The organism is Thioclava sp. F28-4, assembly GCF_002020045.1.
GTDB lineage: Bacteria > Pseudomonadota > Alphaproteobacteria > Rhodobacterales > Rhodobacteraceae > Thioclava > Thioclava sediminum.
This window is the reverse complement of record NZ_MPZQ01000001.1, coordinates 548,631-570,507: the sequence shown is the minus strand read 5'-3', so window position 1 is coordinate 570,507 and position 21,877 is coordinate 548,631. Positions and strand designations below refer to the sequence as shown.

The 21,877-nt window shown below is 64.8% G+C and carries 13 protein-coding genes; 12 read left to right on the top strand and 1 reads right to left on the bottom strand.

Annotated features, from left to right (window positions below; translation table 11 throughout):
- The first annotated feature begins 86 nt into the window (after window positions 1-86).
- Together nudC and BMI87_RS02520 are read left to right on the top strand one after the other, a co-directional pair.
- Complete coding sequence (gene nudC / locus BMI87_RS02525) at window positions 87-1,118, top strand: NAD(+) diphosphatase (protein ID WP_078519580.1); 1,032 nt, start codon at window positions 87-89, stop codon at window positions 1,116-1,118.
- Between the two features lie 64 nt (window positions 1,119-1,182).
- On the top strand, window positions 1,183-1,650 hold the full coding sequence (locus BMI87_RS02520; protein WP_078519579.1) for an SRPBCC family protein: 468 nt from the start codon (window positions 1,183-1,185) through the stop codon (window positions 1,648-1,650).
- A gap of 29 nt (window positions 1,651-1,679) precedes the next feature.
- Here the strand turns inward: BMI87_RS02520 and BMI87_RS02515 are convergent, their stop codons facing one another.
- Window positions 1,680-2,537, bottom strand: coding sequence for a prephenate dehydratase (locus BMI87_RS02515; RefSeq protein WP_078519578.1), 858 nt, complete (start codon window positions 2,535-2,537; stop codon window positions 1,680-1,682).
- A gap of 204 nt (window positions 2,538-2,741) precedes the next feature.
- Here BMI87_RS02515 and BMI87_RS02510 point away from each other — a divergent pair, with 204 nt between their 5' ends.
- The 10 genes from BMI87_RS02510 (at window position 2,742) to BMI87_RS02465 (ending at window position 21,877) form a co-directional block, all read left to right on the top strand.
- Entirely contained in the window at window positions 2,742-3,290 is a 549-nt protein-coding gene (locus tag BMI87_RS02510; protein ID WP_078519577.1) for a cytochrome c family protein, read from the top strand.
- A 152-nt stretch (window positions 3,291-3,442) separates the two neighbouring features.
- A complete protein-coding gene (locus BMI87_RS02505) occupies window positions 3,443-5,359 on the top strand; it encodes an extracellular solute-binding protein (protein ID WP_078519576.1) in 1,917 nt (638 codons plus the stop codon).
- A 32-nt stretch (window positions 5,360-5,391) separates the two neighbouring features.
- Window positions 5,392-6,549 (top strand): microcin C ABC transporter permease YejB, encoded by a 1,158-nt coding sequence (locus BMI87_RS02500; protein WP_078519575.1) that lies wholly within the window; start codon window positions 5,392-5,394, stop codon window positions 6,547-6,549.
- A complete protein-coding gene (locus BMI87_RS02495; RefSeq protein ID WP_078519574.1) occupies window positions 6,549-7,661 on the top strand; it encodes an ABC transporter permease in 1,113 nt (370 codons plus the stop codon). Before BMI87_RS02500 ends, BMI87_RS02495 begins: the two co-directional genes overlap by 1 nt.
- Complete coding sequence (locus tag BMI87_RS02490; RefSeq protein WP_078519573.1) at window positions 7,658-9,268, top strand: ABC transporter ATP-binding protein; 1,611 nt, start codon at window positions 7,658-7,660, stop codon at window positions 9,266-9,268. Before BMI87_RS02495 ends, BMI87_RS02490 begins: the two co-directional genes overlap by 4 nt.
- Complete coding sequence (locus BMI87_RS02485) at window positions 9,265-10,491, top strand: glycosyltransferase (RefSeq protein ID WP_078519572.1); 1,227 nt, start codon at window positions 9,265-9,267, stop codon at window positions 10,489-10,491. Before BMI87_RS02490 ends, BMI87_RS02485 begins: the two co-directional genes overlap by 4 nt.
- Before the next feature lie 96 nt (window positions 10,492-10,587).
- Window positions 10,588-12,063 carry a DNA polymerase Y family protein gene (locus BMI87_RS02480; RefSeq protein WP_078519571.1) on the top strand — a complete coding sequence of 492 codons (1,476 nt, stop codon included), beginning with the start codon at window positions 10,588-10,590 and terminating at the stop codon, window positions 12,061-12,063.
- Window positions 12,060-15,473, top strand: coding sequence for an error-prone DNA polymerase (locus BMI87_RS02475; protein WP_078519570.1), 3,414 nt, complete (start codon window positions 12,060-12,062; stop codon window positions 15,471-15,473). Before BMI87_RS02480 ends, BMI87_RS02475 begins: the two co-directional genes overlap by 4 nt.
- Before the next feature lie 283 nt (window positions 15,474-15,756).
- Complete coding sequence (locus BMI87_RS02470) at window positions 15,757-16,392, top strand: LEPR-XLL domain-containing protein (protein WP_168175145.1); 636 nt, start codon at window positions 15,757-15,759, stop codon at window positions 16,390-16,392.
- A complete protein-coding gene (locus BMI87_RS02465; protein WP_078519568.1) occupies window positions 16,358-21,877 on the top strand; it encodes a matrixin family metalloprotease in 5,520 nt (1,839 codons plus the stop codon). The genes BMI87_RS02470 and BMI87_RS02465 overlap by 35 nt, the downstream gene beginning before the upstream one ends.

Genomic DNA, 21,877 nt, shown 5'->3' with positions numbered 1-21,877 from the left:
AATGTGGCCGATGCGCGTCACCTGATCGGCACTGGTCTCCGGTCGCCGGCTCGTGGCATGGGTAGGGCGTTCCGCAGGAGTTTTTCATGCCGCCCGATTCCCTCGCCGACGCGCCAAAGCCGATTTCTCAACCCGCCCGGTTGTCTCAAAGACGTGCGCTCGATCCGCGGGGATTGGCCTTTGCCGAAGCGCCGGGCGCGTTGGAGCGGGCGGCCCATCTGCGGGGCGACGCAGAGCGGCTCGCGGAGCTGCGCGCCGGAGACGCCGCGCGGGTGATCGCGCTTTGGCGCGGGCGTCCGCTGTTCGGACCCGAGGGGCTGCACCTTCTGCGCGCGGGCGAAGCGGCACTCGAGGCGATGCCGGGACCGGAGATATTCCTCGGGTGTCACGACGGGTTGGCCCTGTTTTCCCGTGATGTGTCTGCCTTTGAGCCGGATGGCGAACGACCCGACGGGGCGGCCTTCTTCGATGCCTCCGAGCAGCGTCATCCAGATCTGCCCGACGATATCGTCTTCGCGGAGCTGCGCGGGCGGATGGGCTTCCTCAGTCCGGTCGAAGCGGAGATCGCCGCCACCGCGCGCGGGCTCGTGGAATGGCACCGGACGCATCGCTTTTGCTCCACCTGTGGCGCTGAGAGTAAAGCCGAACAGGCGGGCTGGCATCGGCGCTGCCCGGTCTGCGAGCGACACCATTTCCCGCGCACCGATCCGGTGGTCATCATGCTGATCACCCACGGCAACCGACTGCTCCTAGGGCGCGGCCCGCATTGGCCCGAGACGATGTATTCCTGCCTCGCGGGGTTCATGGAGCCGGGCGAGACAGTGGAGGCCGCCGTGCGCCGCGAGGTCTTCGAGGAAAGCGGCGTCGCGGTGGGCGAGGTCTCTCTTGTGGCCTCGCAGCCCTGGCCTTTTCCGGCCTCGCTGATGCTGGGCTGTCGCGGGGTGGCGACCACCGCCGAGATCACCATCGACCCGGTCGAGATCGCCGATGCGCGCTGGATCAGCCGCGAGCGGCTGCTGCAGGTCGTGGCGGGGCGCGATCCTGAGATATCTGCGCCACGCCAGGGCGCGATTGCCGGCTGGCTGATGCGCGAGTGGCTTGCAGATCGGCTGGAATGAGGCCAGTTTGCCCCGCACGGTGCGCCACTCCCCGGCCTCCGATCTGCCCTGAGGACCTGGCCTTATGAAATTGTCGACCCGCACCGATATATCTGCCCCCGCCGGTTTCGTCTTCGAGCGGCTCGCGGATTTCGGCAGCTTCGAGCGGGTCGCGATGCGGCGCGGGATCACGCTGAAACGGCTCGACACGCTGAGCGAACCCGGCGCGGGCATGTCCTGGGATATCGGCTTTCGCTTCCGCGGCAAGCAGCGCCAGATGATCACCGATGTGAAGCATTTCGAGGTGCCGGAGCTGATCGTCTATGAGGGCGTGTCGAACAGTTTCGAGGCGGTGATGGATTTCGATCTGACCGATCTGTCGAAGACCCGCACGCGTCTGCAGGTCGGGCTGGACCTGAGGCCGCGCAGCCTCGGCGCGCGGCTGATGATCCAGTCGGCCAAACTCGGCAAGGGCAATCTGGAACGCCGCTTCAAGGAGCGGATCGAACAATTCGCCCAGGATATCGAGCGTCAGCACGAGAAAAGCGCCTGACGCCCTGATCCTCAGCCGTCGCGTTTGCCTTAGCTGTCGCGTTCGGGGGCGGCCGGATAGACGCCCAGAATTTCCAGATAACTGGTGAAGTAGTCTAGTTCTTCGAGCGCACGCGCCAGCGCCGGATCGTCCGGGTGACCTTCGACATCGGCATAGAACTGGGTCGCGGTGAAATGCCCGCCGACCATGTAGCTTTCCAGCTTGGTCATGTTCACGCCATTGGTCGCGAAGCCGCCCATCGCCTTGTAGAGCGCGGCCGGGATGTTGCGCACCCGGAAGACGAAGGTGGTCATCATCTTCTCGCCGCGCGGGCGGGTGTCGGGCTCGGTGCCCATGATCAGGAAGCGCGTTGTGTTATGCGCGTGATCCTCGATATGGCGCGCGAGGATGTTGAGCCCGTAGGTCTCGGCGGCCATGTCGGAGGCCAGCACGCCCACGCTCCGGGTCTGCGCCTGCACGAGTTCGGCCGCCGCGCCTGCGCTGTCGGCGGCCGCCTCGCCCCGGATGCCATAGCGCGACAGGAAGCTTGCCGCCTGCGGCAGAAGCACCAGATGCGCGCGGACCTTTTCCAGTTCCTCGATCTCGACGCCGGGCAGGGCCATCAGGCTGATATGCACGCGCACGAAGGCCTCATCGAGAATATGCAGCCCCGATTCCGGCAACAGGCGGTGAATGTCGGCCACCCGCCCGTAGGTCGAATTCTCCACCGGCAGCATCGCGAGATCGGCATCGCCTTTCTTCACGGCGGCGATCACGTCCTCGAAGGTGCGGCAGGGGACCGGCTCGAGGTCCGGGCGTGCGTCGCGGCAGGCCTGATGCGAATAGGCGCCCAGCTCGCCCTGAAAGGCGATCCGACCGGTTTTCGGCGATTGTCCTTGGCGGCTCATGTGCAATCCCCCGCACTGATCTTGTCTTGCGCCCTGCCTAGCCCGTGCCCGCGCGGAAGGGAAGGGCCGGGGCGCGGGAGGCTCACGCTGCGTCATTCATTATCCACCCTCTGAAAATCCGATCACATCTGGTAAAGTTCCCTTGATCTGAAAGGCCCTGTGCGGATAGATGCGCGGGACGACGACGCATATCAGGGACGAGACATGTTCAATACCATGACCTTTACCAAGGCGGCGGGCGCGTTTCTGGGCGCGTTGCTGTTCTTCCTGCTCACGGCCTGGGCCTCGAGCGCGCTCTATACCGTTGGCGAGAGCCACGACGCTTCGGGCGGCAGCGAGCACGAGATGAAGGACATGATGTCCGCAGCCCCCGGTGATCTGCTGGCGACTGAGGACGCAGGCGATGGCGCGGCTCAGGAAGAGGAAGTCGCACAGATCGAGCTTGGCACCGGCGACGCGGCCAAGGGCGAGAAAATCTTCGGCAAGTGCAAGGCCTGCCACTCGATGGAAGGCAAGAACGGCGTTGGCCCGCATCTCGACGGCGTGGTCGGTCGCGCGGTCGCCTCGGTCGGGGACTTCTCCTATTCGGACGCCCTCAAGAGCCACGGTGGCGAATGGACGCTCGAAGCGCTCAACTCGTGGCTGGAAAACCCGAAAGACTACATCCCGGGCAACAAGATGTCCTTTGCCGGTCTGAAGAAACCCGAAGACCGCAACGACGTGATCGCCTATCTGCAAGAGAATTCGAACTGAGGCAAATCCCTCTCGAATCTTCTCAAGGCCGCCTCTTTGGGCGGCCTTTTGCATTTCCCGTCCTGCTTTACAGATTCGTAACTTGCTCCCTGCGCACTTAGGCTTTTAGCTAGGCAGACGCGAAAACGCTTTGGAGCAGGGAGCAGGTGTGCATGGCAAAAGCGCGAGTGGCGAGTAAAGCGATCGATACGGATTGGACGCAGGTGGTGCCGCGCGCGCTGAGCGGGCTGGTTGCAGCGGGTCTGATCTGGGCGGGACTAGCCTTCGGCGCACATGCACAAGACAGCACGCAAAGCGGCGACACGATCACCTCCTACGGGATCGCGACGCTGGGACATCTGAAATATCCCGCCGATTACACCCATCTCGATTACGTCAATCCGGATGCGCCCAAGGGCGGCGAAATCTCGGAATGGGCGCCGGGCGGGTTCGACAATTACAATCCCTATTCGATTCAGGGCCGGGCCGCCGCGCTGTCCTCGGTTCCGCTGGAATCGCTGATGGAGGGCACCGCCGACACGGTGGGGGAGCTGTACTGCCTGCTCTGCAAGAGCCTCGAATATCCACCGAGCAAGGACTGGGTCGTCTTCACGCTGCGCGACGGGATCAAATTCTCCGACGGCACGCCGCTGACCGCGCAGGATGTGGTGTTTTCGTATGAGCAGCTGCGCGACAAAGGGCTGAGCTCCTTCCGCGCAGTGATCGCTCAGCAGGTGAAATCGGCCGAGGCGATCGACGACACGCACATCCGTTTCGAGTTCCAGCCCGATTACCCGCGCCGCGATATCATCCAATCGGTCGCGTCGTTGCCGATCTTCTCCAAGGCGCAGTTCGAGAAGGAAGATATCGACCTGTCGCAGACCTCGCCGGTGCCCTTCATCGGCTCGGGCCCTTACATGTTCGACAGCGTCAAAAACAATCGCGCGATCACGTGGAAGCGCAACCCCGACTATTGGGGCAAGGACCTGCCGATCAACAAGGGCCGCTCGAATTTCGACAAGATCCGCGTCGAGTATTTCGGCGATTACCAATCGGCTTTCGAGGGCTTCAAATCGGGCACCTACACCTTCCGCAACGAGGCCAGCTCTATCATCTGGGCCACTGCCTACGACTTCCCGGCGATGCAGACGGGCGAGGTCGTGAAGGCGGAACTGCCCAACGGCAACATCGCCTCGGGGCAGGGCTTCGCGATCAATCTGCGCGAGCCGAAATTCGACGACGTCCGCGTGCGCGAGGCGCTCGATCTGGCATTCAATTTCGAATGGTCGAACGACACGCTGTTCTACGGGCTCTATGACCGGGTCGAGAGCTTCTGGGAAAATTCCAAGCTGCAGGCGCAGGGCAAGCCCTCGGAGGCGGAGAAGAAAATCCTCGAACCGCTCGCCAAGGACCTGCCCGACGGCATCCTGACCGACGACGCGGTGATCCAGCCGGTCTCGGGCAAGCGCCAGCTGGACCGCAAGAACATGCGCAAGGCGGCGAAGCTGCTGGAAGAGGCGGGCTGGACCGTCGGCGATGACGGGATGCGCCGCAACGCCGAAGGCGAGAAGCTGACCGTGGCGATCCTCAACGACAGCCAGACCTTCGACCGTGTCATCAACCCTTACGTTCAGAACCTGCGCGCGCTCGGCATCGACGCCAGAATGGACCGCGTCGACGACAGCGAATATGAGAACCGCCGTCGCAGCCACGACTTCGACATGATAACCACCCATCTGGGTCAGGACGAAATTCCCGGCTCGAACCTGCAGCAATATTTCGGCTCGGGCTCGACCGATGACGTCTTCAACGCGATGGGGCTGAAGAACCCCGCGATCGACAAGATGATCCGCATGGTCGAAGAGGCGAATACGGAAGAGGAGCTGCTGCCGCGCGTCCATGCGCTGGACCGCAGCCTGCGCGCCTTGCGTTTCTGGGTGCCGCAATGGTTCAAGCCCACCTATACGGTCGCCTATTACGATATGTACGATCACCCGGAAAACTTGCCGCCCTACGCTCTGGGAGAACTGGATTTCTGGTGGTATGACGCCGACAAGGCCAAGAAACTGAAAGCGAGCGGCGCACTCTGAGCGACCGCCGATAAACGAGCAGAGGGCCGGACATGGGCGCCTATATCCTGCGGCGATTGCTGATGGTGATCCCCACCTTGCTGGGAATCATGATCATCAACTTCACGCTGACGCAATTCGTCCCCGGCGGGCCGATCGAACAGGTCATCGCCCGTGTGGAGGGCGAGGCGGATTCGATGCGCAATATCTCGGGCGGCGGGGATGCGGGCACGCAGAACCAGGGCGGCGTCGAGGATAGCGGCTATCAGGGCGCGCGCGGTATCTCTCCGGAGTTGCTCAATCAGCTCGAAGTGCAGATGGGCTTCGCGCGGATCGTCTGCGATGACGGGTTCACCGGCACGCCCGATCTGGCGGACCCGGCCTGCCACAAGGAGAAGATCCCGGCGTGGCAGCGCTTCGCGATCATGATGAAGGGCTATCTGACCTTCGATTTCGGCAACAGCTTCTTCCGCAACGAGAGCGTCGTGAACCTCGTGATCGACAAGATGCCGGTCTCGATCACGCTGGGCCTGTGGTCGACGATCCTCGCCTATATCATCTCGATCCCGCTCGGCATCCGCAAAGCGGTGCGCGACGGCACGCCCTTCGATACCTGGACCTCCGGCGCAATCATCGTGGGCTACGCGATCCCGGGCTTCCTGTTCGCGGTGATGCTGATGGTGCTGTTCGCGGGCGGCAGCTATTTCAAGATATTCCCGTTGCGCGGCCTGACATCGGATAATTTCGATCAGCTGACGATGATCGGCAAGGCGCTCGATTACCTGTGGCACATCGCGCTGCCGGTGACGGCGACGACGATCGCGAGCTTCGCCACGATGACGCTGCTGACGAAGAACTCCTTCCTCGACGAGATCAACAAGCAATACGTGATGACCGCCCGCGCCAAGGGCCTGTCCGAGAAGAAGGTCCTCTACGGTCACGTCTTCCGCAACGCGATGCTGATCGTGATCGCGGGCTTCCCGGCGCAGTTCCTCGGCATCTTCTTCGGCGCGTCGATCATCGTGGAGACGATCTTCTCGCTCGACGGTCTGGGCCTGCTGGGCTTCCAGGCGGCGGTGGAGCGCGACTACCCGGTGATCTTCGGCACGCTCTACATGTTCGGCCTGATCTCGCTCGTCGTGAATATCATCTCCGACATGATGTATGTCTTCGTTGACCCGCGGATCGATTTCGAGAAGAGGTCCGGCTGATGGCATTGTCTCCTCTCAACCAACGCCGCTGGCGCAACTTCAAAGCCAATCGCCGCGCCTTCTGGTCCGCGATCATCTTCGCCGTGCTTTTCGTCCTTGCGATGTTCGCGGAGTTCATCGCGAACGACAAACCCATCGTGGTCAGCTACCGCGGCGAGCTGTATTTCCCGATCTACAACTTCTACCCCGAGACCGCCTTCGGCGGCGATTTCCGCACCGAGGCGATCTATCGCGACCCGACCGTGCAATGCCTGATCGAGACCGGCGGCACCGAGGGCTGCTTCGACGCTGACGACCCGAAAGCCTTCGCGAACGAGGCGCTGCAGGCAGGCGAGGTCGATGGCGAGAAGATCGAGAAGGGCTGGCTCCTGTGGCCGCCGATCCCCTACAGCTACAACACGATCAACGATGTGGGCACCGCGCCCTCGGCCCCCGATGCCGATCATTGGCTGGGCACGGATGACACCGCGCGCGACGTGCTGGCGCGGGTGATCTACGGCTTCCGCACCTCGGTGCTGTTCGCGCTGATCGTGACCGGGATCGGCTCGATCATCGGGATCGCGGCGGGCGCCGTACAGGGCTATTTCGGCGGCAAGGTGGACCTGTTCTTCCAGCGTATTCTGGAAATCTGGTCCTCCACGCCCGCGCTCTACGTTATCATCATCCTCTTCGCGATCCTGGGCCGAAGTTTCTGGCTTCTGGTGATGGTCTCGATCCTCTTCGGCTGGCCCGCGCTGGTGGGCGTCGTCCGGGCCGAGTTCCTGCGCGCGCGCAATTTCGAGTACGTCCGCGCCGCCCGTGCGCTTGGTGTGTCGGACCGGGTGATCATGTTCCGCCACATCCTGCCCAATGCGATGGTCGCGACGCTGACCATGCTGCCCTTCGTGATCACCGGCGCGATCGGCGCGCTCGCCTCGCTCGATTATCTGGGCTACGGGCTGCCGTCCTCCGCACCGTCGCTTGGGGAGCTTGCGCTACAGGGCAAGCAGCACCTGCAAGCGCCGTGGCTGGCTTTCTCGGCCTTCTTCACCTTCGCCATCATGCTCTCGCTTCTCGTCTTCGTCTTCGAGGGTATCCGTGACGCGTTCGATCCCAGAAAGGTGTTCCGATGAAACCGGTTCTCGAGGTCGAAAACCTGAAGGTCGCCTTCAGCTCCGAGGGCAAATTTACCCCGGCCGTGAAAGGCGTGAGCTTCACCGTGAACGCCGGCGAGACCGTCGCGTTGGTGGGCGAGTCCGGCTCGGGCAAATCGGTGACCGCGCTGTCGACCGTGGCGCTGGTCGGCGGCAATTCCAAGGTCGAAGGCTCGATCCGCTACGAGGGCCGCGAGATGGTCGGTGCCTCGGAACGCGAGCTGATGCAGGTGCGCGGCAACGATATCAGCTTCATCTTTCAGGAGCCGATGACCTCGCTCAATCCGCTGCACACGCTGGAAAAGCAAATTGGCGAAAGCCTCGCGCTGCACCAGGGCGTCACCGGCGAGCAGGCCAAGAAACGTATCATCGACCTGCTCGACAAGGTCGGCATCCAGAACCCGGCGGACCGGCTGCAGGATTACCCGCACCAGCTCTCGGGCGGGCAGCGCCAGCGCGTGATGATCGCGATGGCGCTCGCGAACGGACCCGATCTGCTGATCGCGGACGAACCGACGACCGCGCTCGACGTGACGATTCAGGCGCAGATTCTCGAGCTGCTGGCCGATCTGAAGCGCGACATGGGGATGAGCCTGCTGTTCATTAGCCACGACCTCGGCGTTGTGCGGCGCATCGCGGACCGGGTCTGCGTGATGCAGCACGGCGAGATCGTGGAGCAGGGGAAGACTGAAGACATCTTCGCCAATCCGCAGCACCCCTATACGAAGAAACTTCTGGAGGCCGAACCCGCCGGTCGCGCCGAACCGGTGCCCGAGAACGCGTCCGAACTGGTGCGCACCGAGCATCTGAAAATCTGGTTCCCGATCCAGCGCGGTCTGTTGCGCAAGACCATCGGCCATGTGAAGGCCGTGAACGACGCCTCGCTGTCGGTCAGGGCAGGGGAGACGCTGGGCATCGTCGGCGAATCCGGCTCGGGCAAGACCACGCTCGCGCTCGCGATCATGCGGCTCATCGCCTCCGAAGGGCCGATCATCTACGAGAACCAGGACATCTCCAGCTGGCAGGCGAACAAGCTGCGCGCGCTGCGCCGCGACATGCAGATCGTGTTCCAGGATCCGTTCGGCTCGCTCTCGCCGCGCATGACGGTAGAGCAGATTATTGGCGAAGGGCTGACCGTCCACGGCGTCGATCCGGGCCGCAACCGTCGCGAAATGGTCGCCGAGATCATGGAGGAGACCGGGCTCGATCCCGCGATGATGGAGCGCTACCCGCATGAATTCTCGGGTGGCCAGCGCCAGCGGATCGCCATCGCCCGCGCGATGATCCTGCGCCCCAAGGTGGTGGTGCTGGACGAGCCGACCTCGGCGCTCGACATGACGGTGCAGGTGCAGATCGTGGACCTGCTGCGCGACCTACAAAAACGCCACGGGCTCGCCTATCTGTTCATCAGTCACGACCTGCGGGTGGTGCGCGCGCTCAGCCACAAGATCATGGTGATGAAGCGCGGTGACGTGGTCGAGGCGGGCAACGCGGCGGAGGTCTTCGCCAATCCGCAGACCGCCTATACCCGCCAGTTGATGGTGGCCGCCTTGGGGGAGAGTTCGCTGACCCCCGAGATTGCATGAAGATCCTCTTCGTTCACCAGAACTTCCCGGGCCAGTTCGTACATCTGGCACCGGCTCTGGCCGCACGCGGTCATGACATTCTGGCCCTGACGGTCGAGACGAACCAGCGCCCCTCGCCGGTGAAGGTGGTGAAATACCGCAAGCCCGCGCCGGTCGAGATGTCCTCGCGCCTCACGCGCCTTTACGCCGATTGCGCCGCGCGCGGGGCAAAGGTCGCACTCGCCGCCCGGCAGTTGCGCGACAAGCACGGCTATGTGCCAGATGTGATTTTCGGCCATTCCGGCTGGGGCGAGACGCTGTTCCTGCGCGAGGTCTGGCCCGAAGCGAAGCTCTTGGTCTATGCGGAACTCATGTATCGCACGATCGGGATGGACACGGATTTCGACGCGGAGTTCCAGCGCCCCGGCCTCGAGACCCGAATCTCCACCACCGCGCGCTCGGCCCATCTGATCCAGTCGATGGTGCAGGCCGATGCGGGGCTTGCCCCGACCGAGTTTCAGGCCGAGACCTTCCCGCCGGAGCTGCGTGCCAAGCTCACGATCTGCCACGACGGGGTGGACTGCGCGCGGCTCGCACCGAACCAGCCGGCGCGTTTCACCGTGCCCGGAACGACGCTCACCTTCCGCCCCGGCGACGAGGTTCTGACCTTCGTGAACCGCTCGCTCGAACCCTATCGCGGCTACCACTCCTTCATGCGCGCGCTGCCCGATGTGCTCGCCGCGCGGCCCGAGGCTCATGTGCTGATCGTGGGCGAGGAGGGGCAAAGCTATGGCGCCCCGCCGAAGGACGCCGAAAGCTGGAAGCAGAAATTCCTCGACGAGGTGCGCGACCGGCTGGACATGAGCCGCGTGCATTTTCTGGGCCGCATTCCTTACGGCGATTACGTCGACATGCTCCATGTCAGCCGCACCCATGCCTATCTGACCTATCCCTTCGTGCTCAGCTGGTCGCTGATGGAATCGATGGCCGCGGGCTGTGCCATCGTGGCCTCGGATACCGCGCCGGTGCGCGAAGTGATCACCGACGGGCAGACCGGGCGGCTGGTGGATTTCTTCGATATCCCCGGTTGGTCGAAGGCACTGGCCGAAGGGTTGGCGACCCCGCAGAAATTCGCCCCGATGCGCGAGGCGGCCCGCGCCCATATGTGCGAGCGTTACGATCTGCGCACCCATTGCCTGCCGCGCCTGATCGCCTTCGTCGAGGGTGCGATCGCCACGCCCTGATACGCGCCCGTCCGCGAGACGGACTCGACTCCGCAGCCCTCGAGATCTAAAAAGAACAAAGCGCGAACAAATGACTCGAACCCTAGGCTCAGCGACATGCTCGACGGGCGCACACGGCGTATTCTCACTCTCTGGTTTCCCCGGCTGGCGAGCGACCGGGTTCTTCGGGCACGACCGATTGAAGGGCCCTTCGCGCTGGTCCTGCGTGAGGGCAATACCGACCGGCTGCACTGCCTGAACGCCGCGGCCGAGGGGCAGGGGCTCGCGCGCGGCATGGCGCTGTCCGAGGCCCGCGCCTTCTGCCCCGCGCTGCAGACCGCGCCCGCCGATCCCGCCCGCGAGGCGCAATTCCTCGAAACCCTGCGCCGCTGGGCCACGCGCTACTGCCCTTGGGTGGGGCTGGAGGACGAGGGTCTGGTGCTCGACATCACCGGCTCGGATCACCTCTGGGGCGGAGAAGAGCCGATGATGGCCGAGATGGCCGCCCGGCTGGAGCGCGCCCGGATCACCGCGCGGTTGGGCCTCGCCGATACGCGCGGCGCGGCTTGGGCGCTGGCGCATTTCGCCCCCGGACGGGCCGCGCCGGGCGCGCGGCTCTCGGCACTGGGCAAGCTGCCGGTGGCCGCGCTGCGCCTGCCGCATGAGACGGTCACGGGGCTGCAGCGGCTGGGCCTGCGCGAGATCGGCGATCTGACCCGCACACCGCGCGCGCCGCTCGTGCGCCGCTTCGGCGCGGGGCTGATGGCGCGGCTCGATCAGGCCTTGGGCGATCTGCCCGAACAGGTCTCGCCCGTGGCCGATCCGCCCCATTACGGCACTCGCTTAACCCTGCCCGAACCGATCGGGCAGCAGACCGACGTGATGGCGGGGATCGAGCGGCTGCTCGACCGGCTCTGCGTCAAACTCAAGGAAAACGAGACTGGCGCGCGGGTGCTCTGCCTCACCCTGCGCCGCGTCGATCAGGCCAGCCAGGAGGTCGAGCTGCGCCTCGCCACCCCGCTCCGCGACCCCGCCCGGATCGCGGCCCTCTTCGCGCGCGGCATCGAGGATATCGACGCGGGCTTCGGGATCGACCAGATGCGCCTCGCCGCCACTCAGGTCGAGGCGCTGCCCGCCCGTCAGATCGGCGCCATCGCCACCGAGCGGCGCGACAAGCTGGGCGATCTGATCACCCGGATCGGGCTGCGCATCGGGCTGGAGAACGTCCAGCGCTACCTGCCCGCCGACAGCCATATCCCCGAGCGCAGCTTCCTGATCGCGCCCGCCGCCTTCACCGAACCCGAGGGCAACTGGCATCAGCCGCATCCCCGCCCGCTGCGGCTGTTCCCGCCCGAGCCGCTCATGTCCGACGCCCCCGATCCGCCCCGCCGCTTCCGCTGGCGCCGCCAATCGCTCAGCGCGGAACGCATCGAGGGGCCGGAGCGGCTGACCCCGGAATGGTGGTTCGACGATCCGAACTGGCGGCGCGGGATGCGCGACTACTGGCGCGTCGAGACCGGGCAGGGGCTGCGGCTCTGGATGTTCCATACGCCGCAGGATTCCGGCTGGTATGTCGAGGGGGTCTTCGCATGACCGCCCCCTTCGCCTTGGCAGAAATATCCCGGGGGGCGCCCGACGGGCGCGGGGGCAGCGCCCCCTCCACGGTCGTGACCACCGCCAACACCCCCGCCATTCCGCTCGCCTATGCCGAGCTTTGCACCACCTCCAACTTCACCTTTCTCACCGGCGCATCCCACCCCGAGGAGCTGATGGTGCGCGCCGCCGAGCTGGGCCTCGAGGCCATCGCGATCACCGACCGCAACTCGCTTGCGGGCGTGGTCCGGGCGTTTTCGGCGCTCAAGGAACTCAAGCGCGAGATCGGTGAGGCGCTGCGTATCCGCTCGGAACTGCAGCGCGACGAAAGCTCTCGCCAGCCCATCGGCTCGCCGCAGGATCTGGCCCGGCCGACGACCGCGAAACTGCCGAAGCTGATCGTCGGCGCGCGGCTGGTGCTGACCGATTGCCCGGTCGAATGGGTGGCGCTTCCCACCGACCGCGCGGCCTATCACCGGCTGAGCCAGCTTCTGACCCGCGGCAAGCGCCGGGCGGGGAAGGGGGAGTGTCACCTGACCCGCGCGGACCTGCTGGAGGGCTGCGCGGGGATGATCCTGATCGCCCTGCCGCCTGCCGATCTGGCCCGCGCCTACCGCCCGCTGCAGGAGATGCGGCGGCGCTTTCCGGGACAGGTCTTCCTTGGCGCGCCGCCGCGCTATGACGGCTCGGATCAGCGCTGGTTCGATGCCTGCGCGGCGCTCGCGCTGAGGGCCTCGACGCCGATGGTGGCGACCGGCGACGTGCTGATGCATCGCGGGTCGCGCCGGCAGCTGGCCGATGTGCTGACCTGCCTGCGCGAGGGCTGCACCATTGATGCGCTTGGCACCCGCGCGCTGCCCAATGCGGAACGCCGCCTGAAAGGGGCCGAGGACATGGCGCGGCTCTACCGTCGCCACCCCGCAGCCCTGCGCCGAAGCTGCGAGATCGCGGCGCGCTGCGGCTTCGATCTCGACGAACTCAGCTACGAATATCCCGATGAGGTCGCTCAGAACGAACCTGCGCAGGACCGGCTCGACCGGCTCGCCCGCGAGGGGCTGGCCCGGCGCTCTCCGGGGGGAATCTCGGAACGTCACGCAGGGCTGCTGGAGAAGGAGCTGCGCCTCGTCTCCGAGCTGGGGTTTGCCGCCTATTTCCTCACCGTCCATGACATCGTGAGCTTCGCGCGCAGCCGCGGCATCCTGTGTCAGGGGCGCGGCTCGGCGGCCAATTCGATCATCTGCTGGGCGCTTGGCATCACCGATGTCAGCCCCGATCAGATCGGCATGGTCTTCGAGCGTTTCATCTCGAAATATCGCGGCGAGCCGCCCGATATCGACGTCGATTTCGAGCATGAGCGCCGCGAGGAAGTCATCCAGTGGATCTACGAGCGCTACGGTCGCGACCGCGCGGGCCTCTGCGCGACCGTGATCCATTTTCGCACCCGCGCCGCGATCCGCGAAGTGGGCAAGGTGATGGGGCTGAGCGCCGATGTCACGGCAAGCCTCGCGGGCCAGATCTGGGGGATTTCCGGCAAGGGGCCGGACCACGCGCGGATGGGCGAACTGGGCCTCGACCCCACTGACCGGCGGCTGTCGCAGACGCTGAAGCTGATCGGTGAGATCATCGGATTTCCGCGCCATCTCAGCCAGCATGTTGGCGGCTTTGTTATCACAAACGGCCGCCTCGATGCGCTCTGCCCGATCGAGAATGCCGCGATGGAGGGGCGCACCTGCATTGAATGGGACAAGGACGATATCGACACGCTGGGCATCCTGAAGGTCGATGTTCTCAGCCTCGGGATGCTCACCTGCATCCGCAAGAGCTTCGACCTTCTGGCGGGGCATGAGAAGCTCGATATGTCGCTCGCCACCGTCCCGCAGGAGGACACGCCGACCTATGACATGCTGTGCCGCGCCGATGCGGTGGGGGTGTTTCAGGTGGAAAGCCGGGCGCAGATGAACTTCCTGCCGAGAATGCGTCCGCGCATCTTCTATGACCTCGTGATCGAGGTCGCCATCGTCCGTCCCGGCCCCATTCAGGGCGGCATGGTCCACCCCTATATCAACCGCCGTCAGGGGCGCGAAAAGGTCGATTTTCCCTCCAAAGAACTGGAAGGTGTGCTGGGAAAAACCCTCGGCGTGCCGCTGTTCCAAGAACAGGCGATGCAGATCGCGGTGGTCGCTGCGGGCTTCACACCTGAAGAGGCCGATCGCCTGCGCCGCTCGCTCGCGACCTTCCGCAAAATGGGCACGATCGGCACTTTCCGCGACCGGTTTGTCGAAGGGATGCTGGCGCGCGGCTACACGCCCGATTTCGCCGATCGCTGCTTTTCCCAGATCGAGGGCTTCGGCGAATACGGCTTCCCCGAAAGCCACGCGGCAGCCTTCGCGCATCTCACCTATGTCTCGTCCTGGCTCAAGTGCCACCACCCCGCGATCTTCGCCTGCGCGCTGCTGAATTCGCAGCCGATGGGCTTTTATGCGCCCGCCCAGATCGTGCGCGATGTGCGCGAACACGGGGTCGAAGTGCGGCCCGTTTGTGTGAACCATTCGGGCTGGGACAGCTCGCTGGAACGCCGCGCGGACGGAGCCCTGGCGCTGCGTCTGGGCTTTCGCCAGATCAAGGGATTTCGCGAGGAGGACGCAGGCTGGATCGTCGCCGCACGGGGCAATGGCTACCCCGATCCCGAGAGCCTGTGGCTGCGCGCGGGCACGCCGCCGCATGTGCTCGAACGGCTCGCCGAGGCCGATGGATTTACCGGAATTGGCCTCACGCGGCGCGATGCGCTCTGGGCCGTGAAGGCGATCCGCGCCCCCGCGCCACTGCCGCTTTTCGCCGATCCGATGGATGGGGAAGGGGGGCGCGAACCGGCGGTGGAACTGCCCGCGATGCATCTGGGAGAGGAGGTCGTGGAGGATTACGTGGCGCTCAGATTGAGTCTCCGCGCCCATCCGATGGAGCTGCTGCGCCCCTCGATTTCCGGCCTCACACCGCATTGCGAACTGATCGGCACGCGGCAAAATCGGGTCACGGTTTGCGGCCTCGTGATCACCCGACAGCGCCCCGGAACGGCCTCCGGGGTGATCTTCATCACCCTCGAAGACGAGACCGGCGTGAGCAATGTCGTGGTCTGGCCGAAGCTCTATGAGCGGTTCCGCCGGGCGGTGATGGGCGGGCGTCTTCTGCGGGTCTCGGGGCGGCTCGAACGGGAGGGGGTGGTGGTCCATCTGATCGCCGAAAAGATCGAGGATCTGTCCCCGCGACTGGCCGATCTGGGCCACCCGCTCGACGACGTTCTGGGCCTCACCACACCCCAGGCGGACGACGCTCCGAGGCTCCGTCCGCAGACCACCGCGCGCCATCCGCGCGAGCAGGCGAAACGGCTTTTTCCGAGCCGAGATTTCCATTGAAACCGGGCCTCTACCGCCCGTCGCGCGACACTTTGCCCGGTGCGGCGATTCGCCTCGCCTTGGACGCAATTGTTTTCGTAACGTCAAGAATGCCCTGTGGATAAGTTTCATTGTTGACGCTAAGTAAGGATATTAAGTCACTGAAATATATATGTTTCATATGATTTCGGCGCCCTGTGGATACTATTTTCGTTGCAATATTGCTGCGTGAGTTCAGCCTAAAGAGGAACAAAATTTCGTCAGATGACGGAGCCGCGTTCATATCGCAACTTGGGGAGGGAGCTTGCCGATATCGGTGAGCTTCAGGCGCGTCTTGTCTTTATTTGGCTTGACCAGTGTGACGAAATTCCTGCGTCGGACCCGCTCCGACGTGCAGGATGCTGTCGGTCTGGCCAATGACACCGCCCTCCACGAAGCCGATAACACCCTTCACCGCGAGGAAAATTACCGCATCGAGGCCCTAGAGCCGCGGCTTTTGCTCTCGGCGGACCCGATTTCGGGAGAACTGGCCCGGATGGCAGCCAATGCGCAGCCATTGGACCTTCTCGAAGACCTCATCGTGCTTGTTCAGACGGCTTTCGACCAGAATGTGCGCGGCGAAACGGGGGCTGATGAAGGGGCTTCGGACACCGGTTCGAACAGTGTGGACTGGCCGGAAGACTGGGGAAATCCTGCCGCTGCAACGCAAGCCGTCGCTCCGCAGGACGTGCAGGAAGAGGGGCAGTCAACGCCCTTCGAAGCGTTCCTTGCCCAGTTCGATATTCAAGAAAATCAGGGCATCGAAGGGCTGCGCGAGCTGCTCGGTTCGATGCTGTCGCAGCTACGTGGAAGCTTTGGCGCGGGACAAGATCCCGCAAGCAGCTCCGTGGCCGATTTGACTGGAAATGAGCCAACTGGCCCCCCCGGCTGCAACCACTAATGCACTGACGAATAACGAAAATACGCAAAACTCCAACAATGGGGCGGTTCTCGCTGCGCTCCAGGACCTGTTCCAAAAAATCAGTGAAACCCTTGGTCTTGGCGAATTTTTCAACGCTGGTCCGTGGGGCCCGCAAGCCGATTACCTCCATTTCGCCGGCACCGCCCCGACGGGCTCGAGCGCCGCGGATCTCACCGAGGAACAGCTTGCCCCGGTCTTCGAGGAAGCGCTCGCTCAGTGGGCGGCCCGGACCGATGACGCGGCGATCCTGTCGCAGCTCACCATCTCGATCACCGATCTCGAGGACGGCGCGCTTGCCCGGATCACCGGCACGCATATCGAAGTCGATGCCGACGCGGCAGGGGCCGGTTGGTTCACCGGTCTCGATACGAGCGAGCCGATCGATGGCGTCGATCTGCTGACGGTCCTCACCCACGAGATCGGCCATGCGCTCGGTTACGACCACGATGCCGATCTGGCCGTGATGGGGGAGAGCCTCGGCACGGGTGAACGGATCGCGCTTCCCGAACTTCAACTCGCAACCTCGGACCCGGTCGATGGCGCGCTCCAACTGTCCGACGCGTTCACCGCGCCGGTCATCACGCCCGGTGCCGGGTTCGCCGAGAACCTCCGCGCGCTGTTCGCCGGTCTGGCCTCGGCACTCGGCATCCAGATCCCGTTTGCGGAGGAGAGCGGACAATCGCTTCGACTCGATCCCGCAGCGGCTGGCACAGGCACCGCCGATCTCACCGAGGCGCAGGTCGCTCCGATCTTCGACGAAGCCCTCGCTCAATGGGCCAGCCGCACCGACGCGGCGATCCTGTCGCAACTCACCTTCACCATCACCGATCTCGAGGACGGCGCGCTCGCGCGGATCACCGGCACGCTGATTGAGATCGACGCTGACGCCGCCGGGGCCGGTTGGTTCATCGACGCGACGCCGGGCGACAGCACCGAGTTCGATCTGCTCGCAGGAGATCGTCTGGTGGCGACCGACGGTGCAGCCTCCGAGGGCGTCGACCTCTACACCGTCCTGCTCCACGAGATCGGCCACGCGCTCGGCCTCGACCATGACGCGGACGCAGCGGTGATGGGCGCGACGCTCGGCACCGGCGAGCGCATCGGTCTTCCCGACGCGGCCCCGAGCCTCGGCGCTCCGGTGGCCGGCGCGATCTCGGAAGCGGGTGGCGCGCTCGACGGCACCGCCGACAGCAACCTCACCTACACCGTGAACCTCGACGGCACCGTCACCGTCAACGGCACGACCTATGGCACGCCCGGCGCACCGATCACCTCGATCGCGGCAGGGGCGGGCTTCAGCGACACGATCGAGGGTCCGGACGCCGCGACGGTCTGGACGATCACCGGGATCAACGAAGGGACGCTGAGCTGGAACGGCCTCACCATCACCTTCACCGGGGTCGAGCGTCTCGAGGGTGGCACCGATGCCGATGCCTTCGCGATCGACGGTCCGGGCTTCGTGACCGCGGGCTTCGCGGGCAATGCCGGTCTGATGGAAATCTCCGTCGGCGATTTCGTGAGCCTCGCGACCAGTGACGGCGTCGGCTCGCCGATTGGCTACACCACCAACACTGGGCTCGACGGTGTGCTCTACGAAGTGGTCACCGGCACGACCACCGCCGTCACCGCCGGGTTCGACGTCACCACCATCTCGCTCACCAGCGGCTCGTTCTTCGCGGGCAGCGGCGCGAACGGCTACTTCACCCTCGGCCAGCCCAACACTTCTGTCGGCTTCGCGGTCGACAACCTGAGCTTCTCGATCACGATGATCCGCGAGACTGCGACGGACCGTCAGTGGGTCATCGCCAATGGCGCGGTCGATGCGCTGGGTCTCGTGAACGTCGACAACGTGACCGCGACGCTGTCCAACGGCACGCTGGAGCTGGTGACCTCGCAACTGACCGACCCGAACGATGCGCTGAGCGCCAAGCTCGTCGTCTCCGAGATCGACAGCGTGGCGACAGGCGCGACCGCACCGCTGGCCAAAGTCTCGGGCGATGTGACGCTGGCCATCGGCGGCGAGGTTCTGATCGCGGGCGGGTTCAGCTTCACCAAAACTATCGTCAGCGGCCTGACCGGCGCGACCGACACGATCGGCGATCTGATGGTCTTCGGCTTCGACGCGGTCAAATTCTTCGCAGGCACCGGCGCGGTCTTCGATACGAGCGGTCCGGTCACTGTCGACACCACTAACGCCTTCGGCTTCTCGGTCACCGGCTTCACCGGCACCTTCGCGGTGCTGAGCTCGGGCGGCACGACCTATACCGGCATCGACTTCTCCTTCGCCAACGCGACCCCGGTCGGCATCACCGGGCTGACCGCCGAGGTCAGCAATGTTTCCGTTCAGGTGAACACCGCCTCGGGCGTGGCCACTCCGTTGGACTGGGACCAAGGCGCGCTGGTCGATGCGGGCCTGACGCTGAACGGTGCGCTCACGAAGGTCGAGGCCACCGCGACCCTGATCGTGAATGACGCGGTCTATGTCAGCGGCACCTTCGCGCTCGAAAGCTCCGCCAAGACCGGCGTGACGTTCAATGGTGCTTCGGAGGATGGCGATTACTTCACCCTGTCGATCATCGGCGGGCGTCTCTTCGCGGGCGTCGGCGCCGAGGTCTCGGGCGGCAGCTACGATCTCACGAATGCGACCGGCTTCGAGATTCCGACCCTCGATCTGACGCTGGCGATGTTCACTGTGACCTCGGCTGGGGCCAACCTCGGCCAGAAGGTCACCGCGCTGGAACTCTCGACCGCAGCCACGCTGCACGGGATCACCGATGTGACCGCGACGGTCGACGCGCTCGACGTGACCTATGCGAGCATGGCCTTCGATTGGAGCCAGGTGGGCGGGCCGAGCTTCAGCTTCGACAGCACTTTCACGGGCTTCACCATCGATGTGCGCGCGGTCTTCACGATCAAGAGCACCGTTCTGTTGGCGGGCGATATCTCGATCACGGTGACAAAGCAGACCATTGCGGCGGCGGAGAATTCGCTTGGCTCCGATCTGACCGACGCGCAGGTGATGACCTTCGCGCTGGCGGATGGCTACATCTTCGTCGGCAGCGGCGGCGGCTTCACCACCGATGGGAATGGCAAGGTCAACGGGCTGGACCGCGATCTTGAGAACAAGCTGATCGGCACCGGCTTCGGCGCGGAAGGGGTGCTGTTCGAATTCGCCTCGGTGAAGAATGTCGATGGCACGACCGGCGCCGTGCTGAACGCCTGGAGCGCGATCAAGCTCTATGTCGGCACCGTCGAAGTCGCGGGCATTCCGGGCTTCACCCTCGCGGTCAGCGATTTTGTGGTCGAGGTGAACGCCGCCGATGCGATGGTCGCGGTGAACCCGACCGTGATGACTTGGAAGGGGCTCGATCTGGGCGCGCCGCTCGCGCTGACCGATGCCACGAACGGCTTCGACAATACCGAGCGTTTCTTCATCGGCGCGACCATCGACGAGCTGAACATCTCGGATACCGTGCTGCTGACCGGCAGCTTCTCGGTCGAGAAGACGGCGGGCACTTCGGTCGGCGGCGTCACCGGCGATCTGCTCTACATCACGCTCACCGATCTGAGCCTCTTTGCGGGGGCGGGCGCCACGATCGGCGCAAGCGGGATCGATACGACGAACGCTATCGGCTTCTCGGCAGCGGGGGGCAATTTCTACATCGGCATCCTAACCACCACCGACCCGATCCCGGTCAGCTATACCGGCGTGTCGGCGAGCCTCGCGAGCCTCGGTCTCGTGAATGTCGAAGGCGTGACGCTGGACCTTGCGAGCCTCAAAGTGCTCTACAACTCGGTCAGCGACACCACCCTCTCCAATCTCGACTGGTCGAGCCTGACCGGCCTCGAAGATGTGACCGACACGGTGAGCCTCGCGGTGTCGGGCAAGCTGACGCTGGCGGTGGGGGATTTCGTCTATCTGCGCGCGGGCTTCGGGCTGAAGGCGATCGACGTGACGGCGCAGGCGGGCAGCACCGAGACGCTCGATCTCGTCGATATCACCACGGGCACGCTGACCTTTGTGACGCTCAGCGATGTTGAGTTCTTCGCGGGCACCGGCGCTTCGACCACCACGGATGAGGCGACCGGCACGACCACGCTGAACCTCTTGGGCGATGCGGCGGGTCTTTATGCGAATGGCGGCAATCTCGCGCTCGGCCTGCTGACCGACACGACGACCGGCGTGAAATATACCGGGGTGATCGGCTCGCTGAGCGCGCTGGACGCCAAGGGCATCGACGCGGTTCAGATCAAGCTGTCGGGCATGGCGCTGGCCTCGAACTCGACCACCGCGCTGACCGGCCCGCGTCTCGACTGGTCGACCGTGAACGATACCGACGTGACCACGGCGCTTGGCGATCTGGGCCCGGGTGATCAGCTGGCGGTGTCCGGCACGCTGTCCGTCGAGATTTCCGAGACGGTCTTCGCGCTGGCGACCTTCAACTTCTCGGCCTCGACCGAGACGATCGACGACACCATCCAGGCGGCGATCACCGATGCGCAGGTCACGCGGCTGACCCTGACCAATGTGAACTTCTTCGCCGGTGTCGGCGGTGCCTTCGATGACGCCAATGCGCCCACCGCGATTGCCGATCAGGGCACGGGCTTCCTTGCCTCGGGCGGCACGCTCGAACTGATCGTCGTGAAAGAGAAGCTCGGCACCGCCACACCTCACAGCTGGAGCGCACTGTCGCTTTCGGTCGATTATGTCGGGATGCGCGGCCTGCCCAACGAGTTCGCGCTCGGGGTCACCGGTCTCTACTTCCGCATGAACACGGCCTCGATGGGCGCGACCAAGCTGAACTGGTCGGCCATTGTCGATCCGGCCGAGAACCCCGGTATCGCTCAGATCAATGCCGATACCGGCATCGCCTTCGGCGGCACGCTCGATCTGGCGCTCGACGGGTTCGTGCTGGTCTATGGCACGGTCGAAGGCTCGATCTCGACGGCCGATATCAACGATGGCGTGATCACCCTGACCGCCGCCGATATCACCAGCTTCAAGATCACCGGTGCGCAGATCTTCGTTGGCGCGGGCGGCGCGTTCGACCGTGATGCGACCACGAACGAGGTGACCGGTCTGCTCGATCAGGGCACCGGCATTTATGCTTCGATGGGTCTGGACGACGCGCTCGAATTCGCGCAGGTGACCCGCCTCGGCGTGCTGACCGATAATGCGGCGACGAATGACAACGACGCGGCCACGCAATGGGACAACGAGACCGTCACCATCGGCTGGACCGCACTGCGCGTCACCGTCGCGAGCCTCGGTCTGCGCGGTATCGACGCCTTCCAGATCGCGCTGGCCGATCTCGCGGTCGACGGGAATTTCGCAGCCATCGACGGCACCTTCCTGAACTGGGCCTCGCTGGGCGCGGTCACCGGGCTCGACACGCTGAGCCTCGCGGATGCGACCGACGGTCTGACCCGGGACGACGGCTTCTCCGTCTCGGGCACCGTGTAG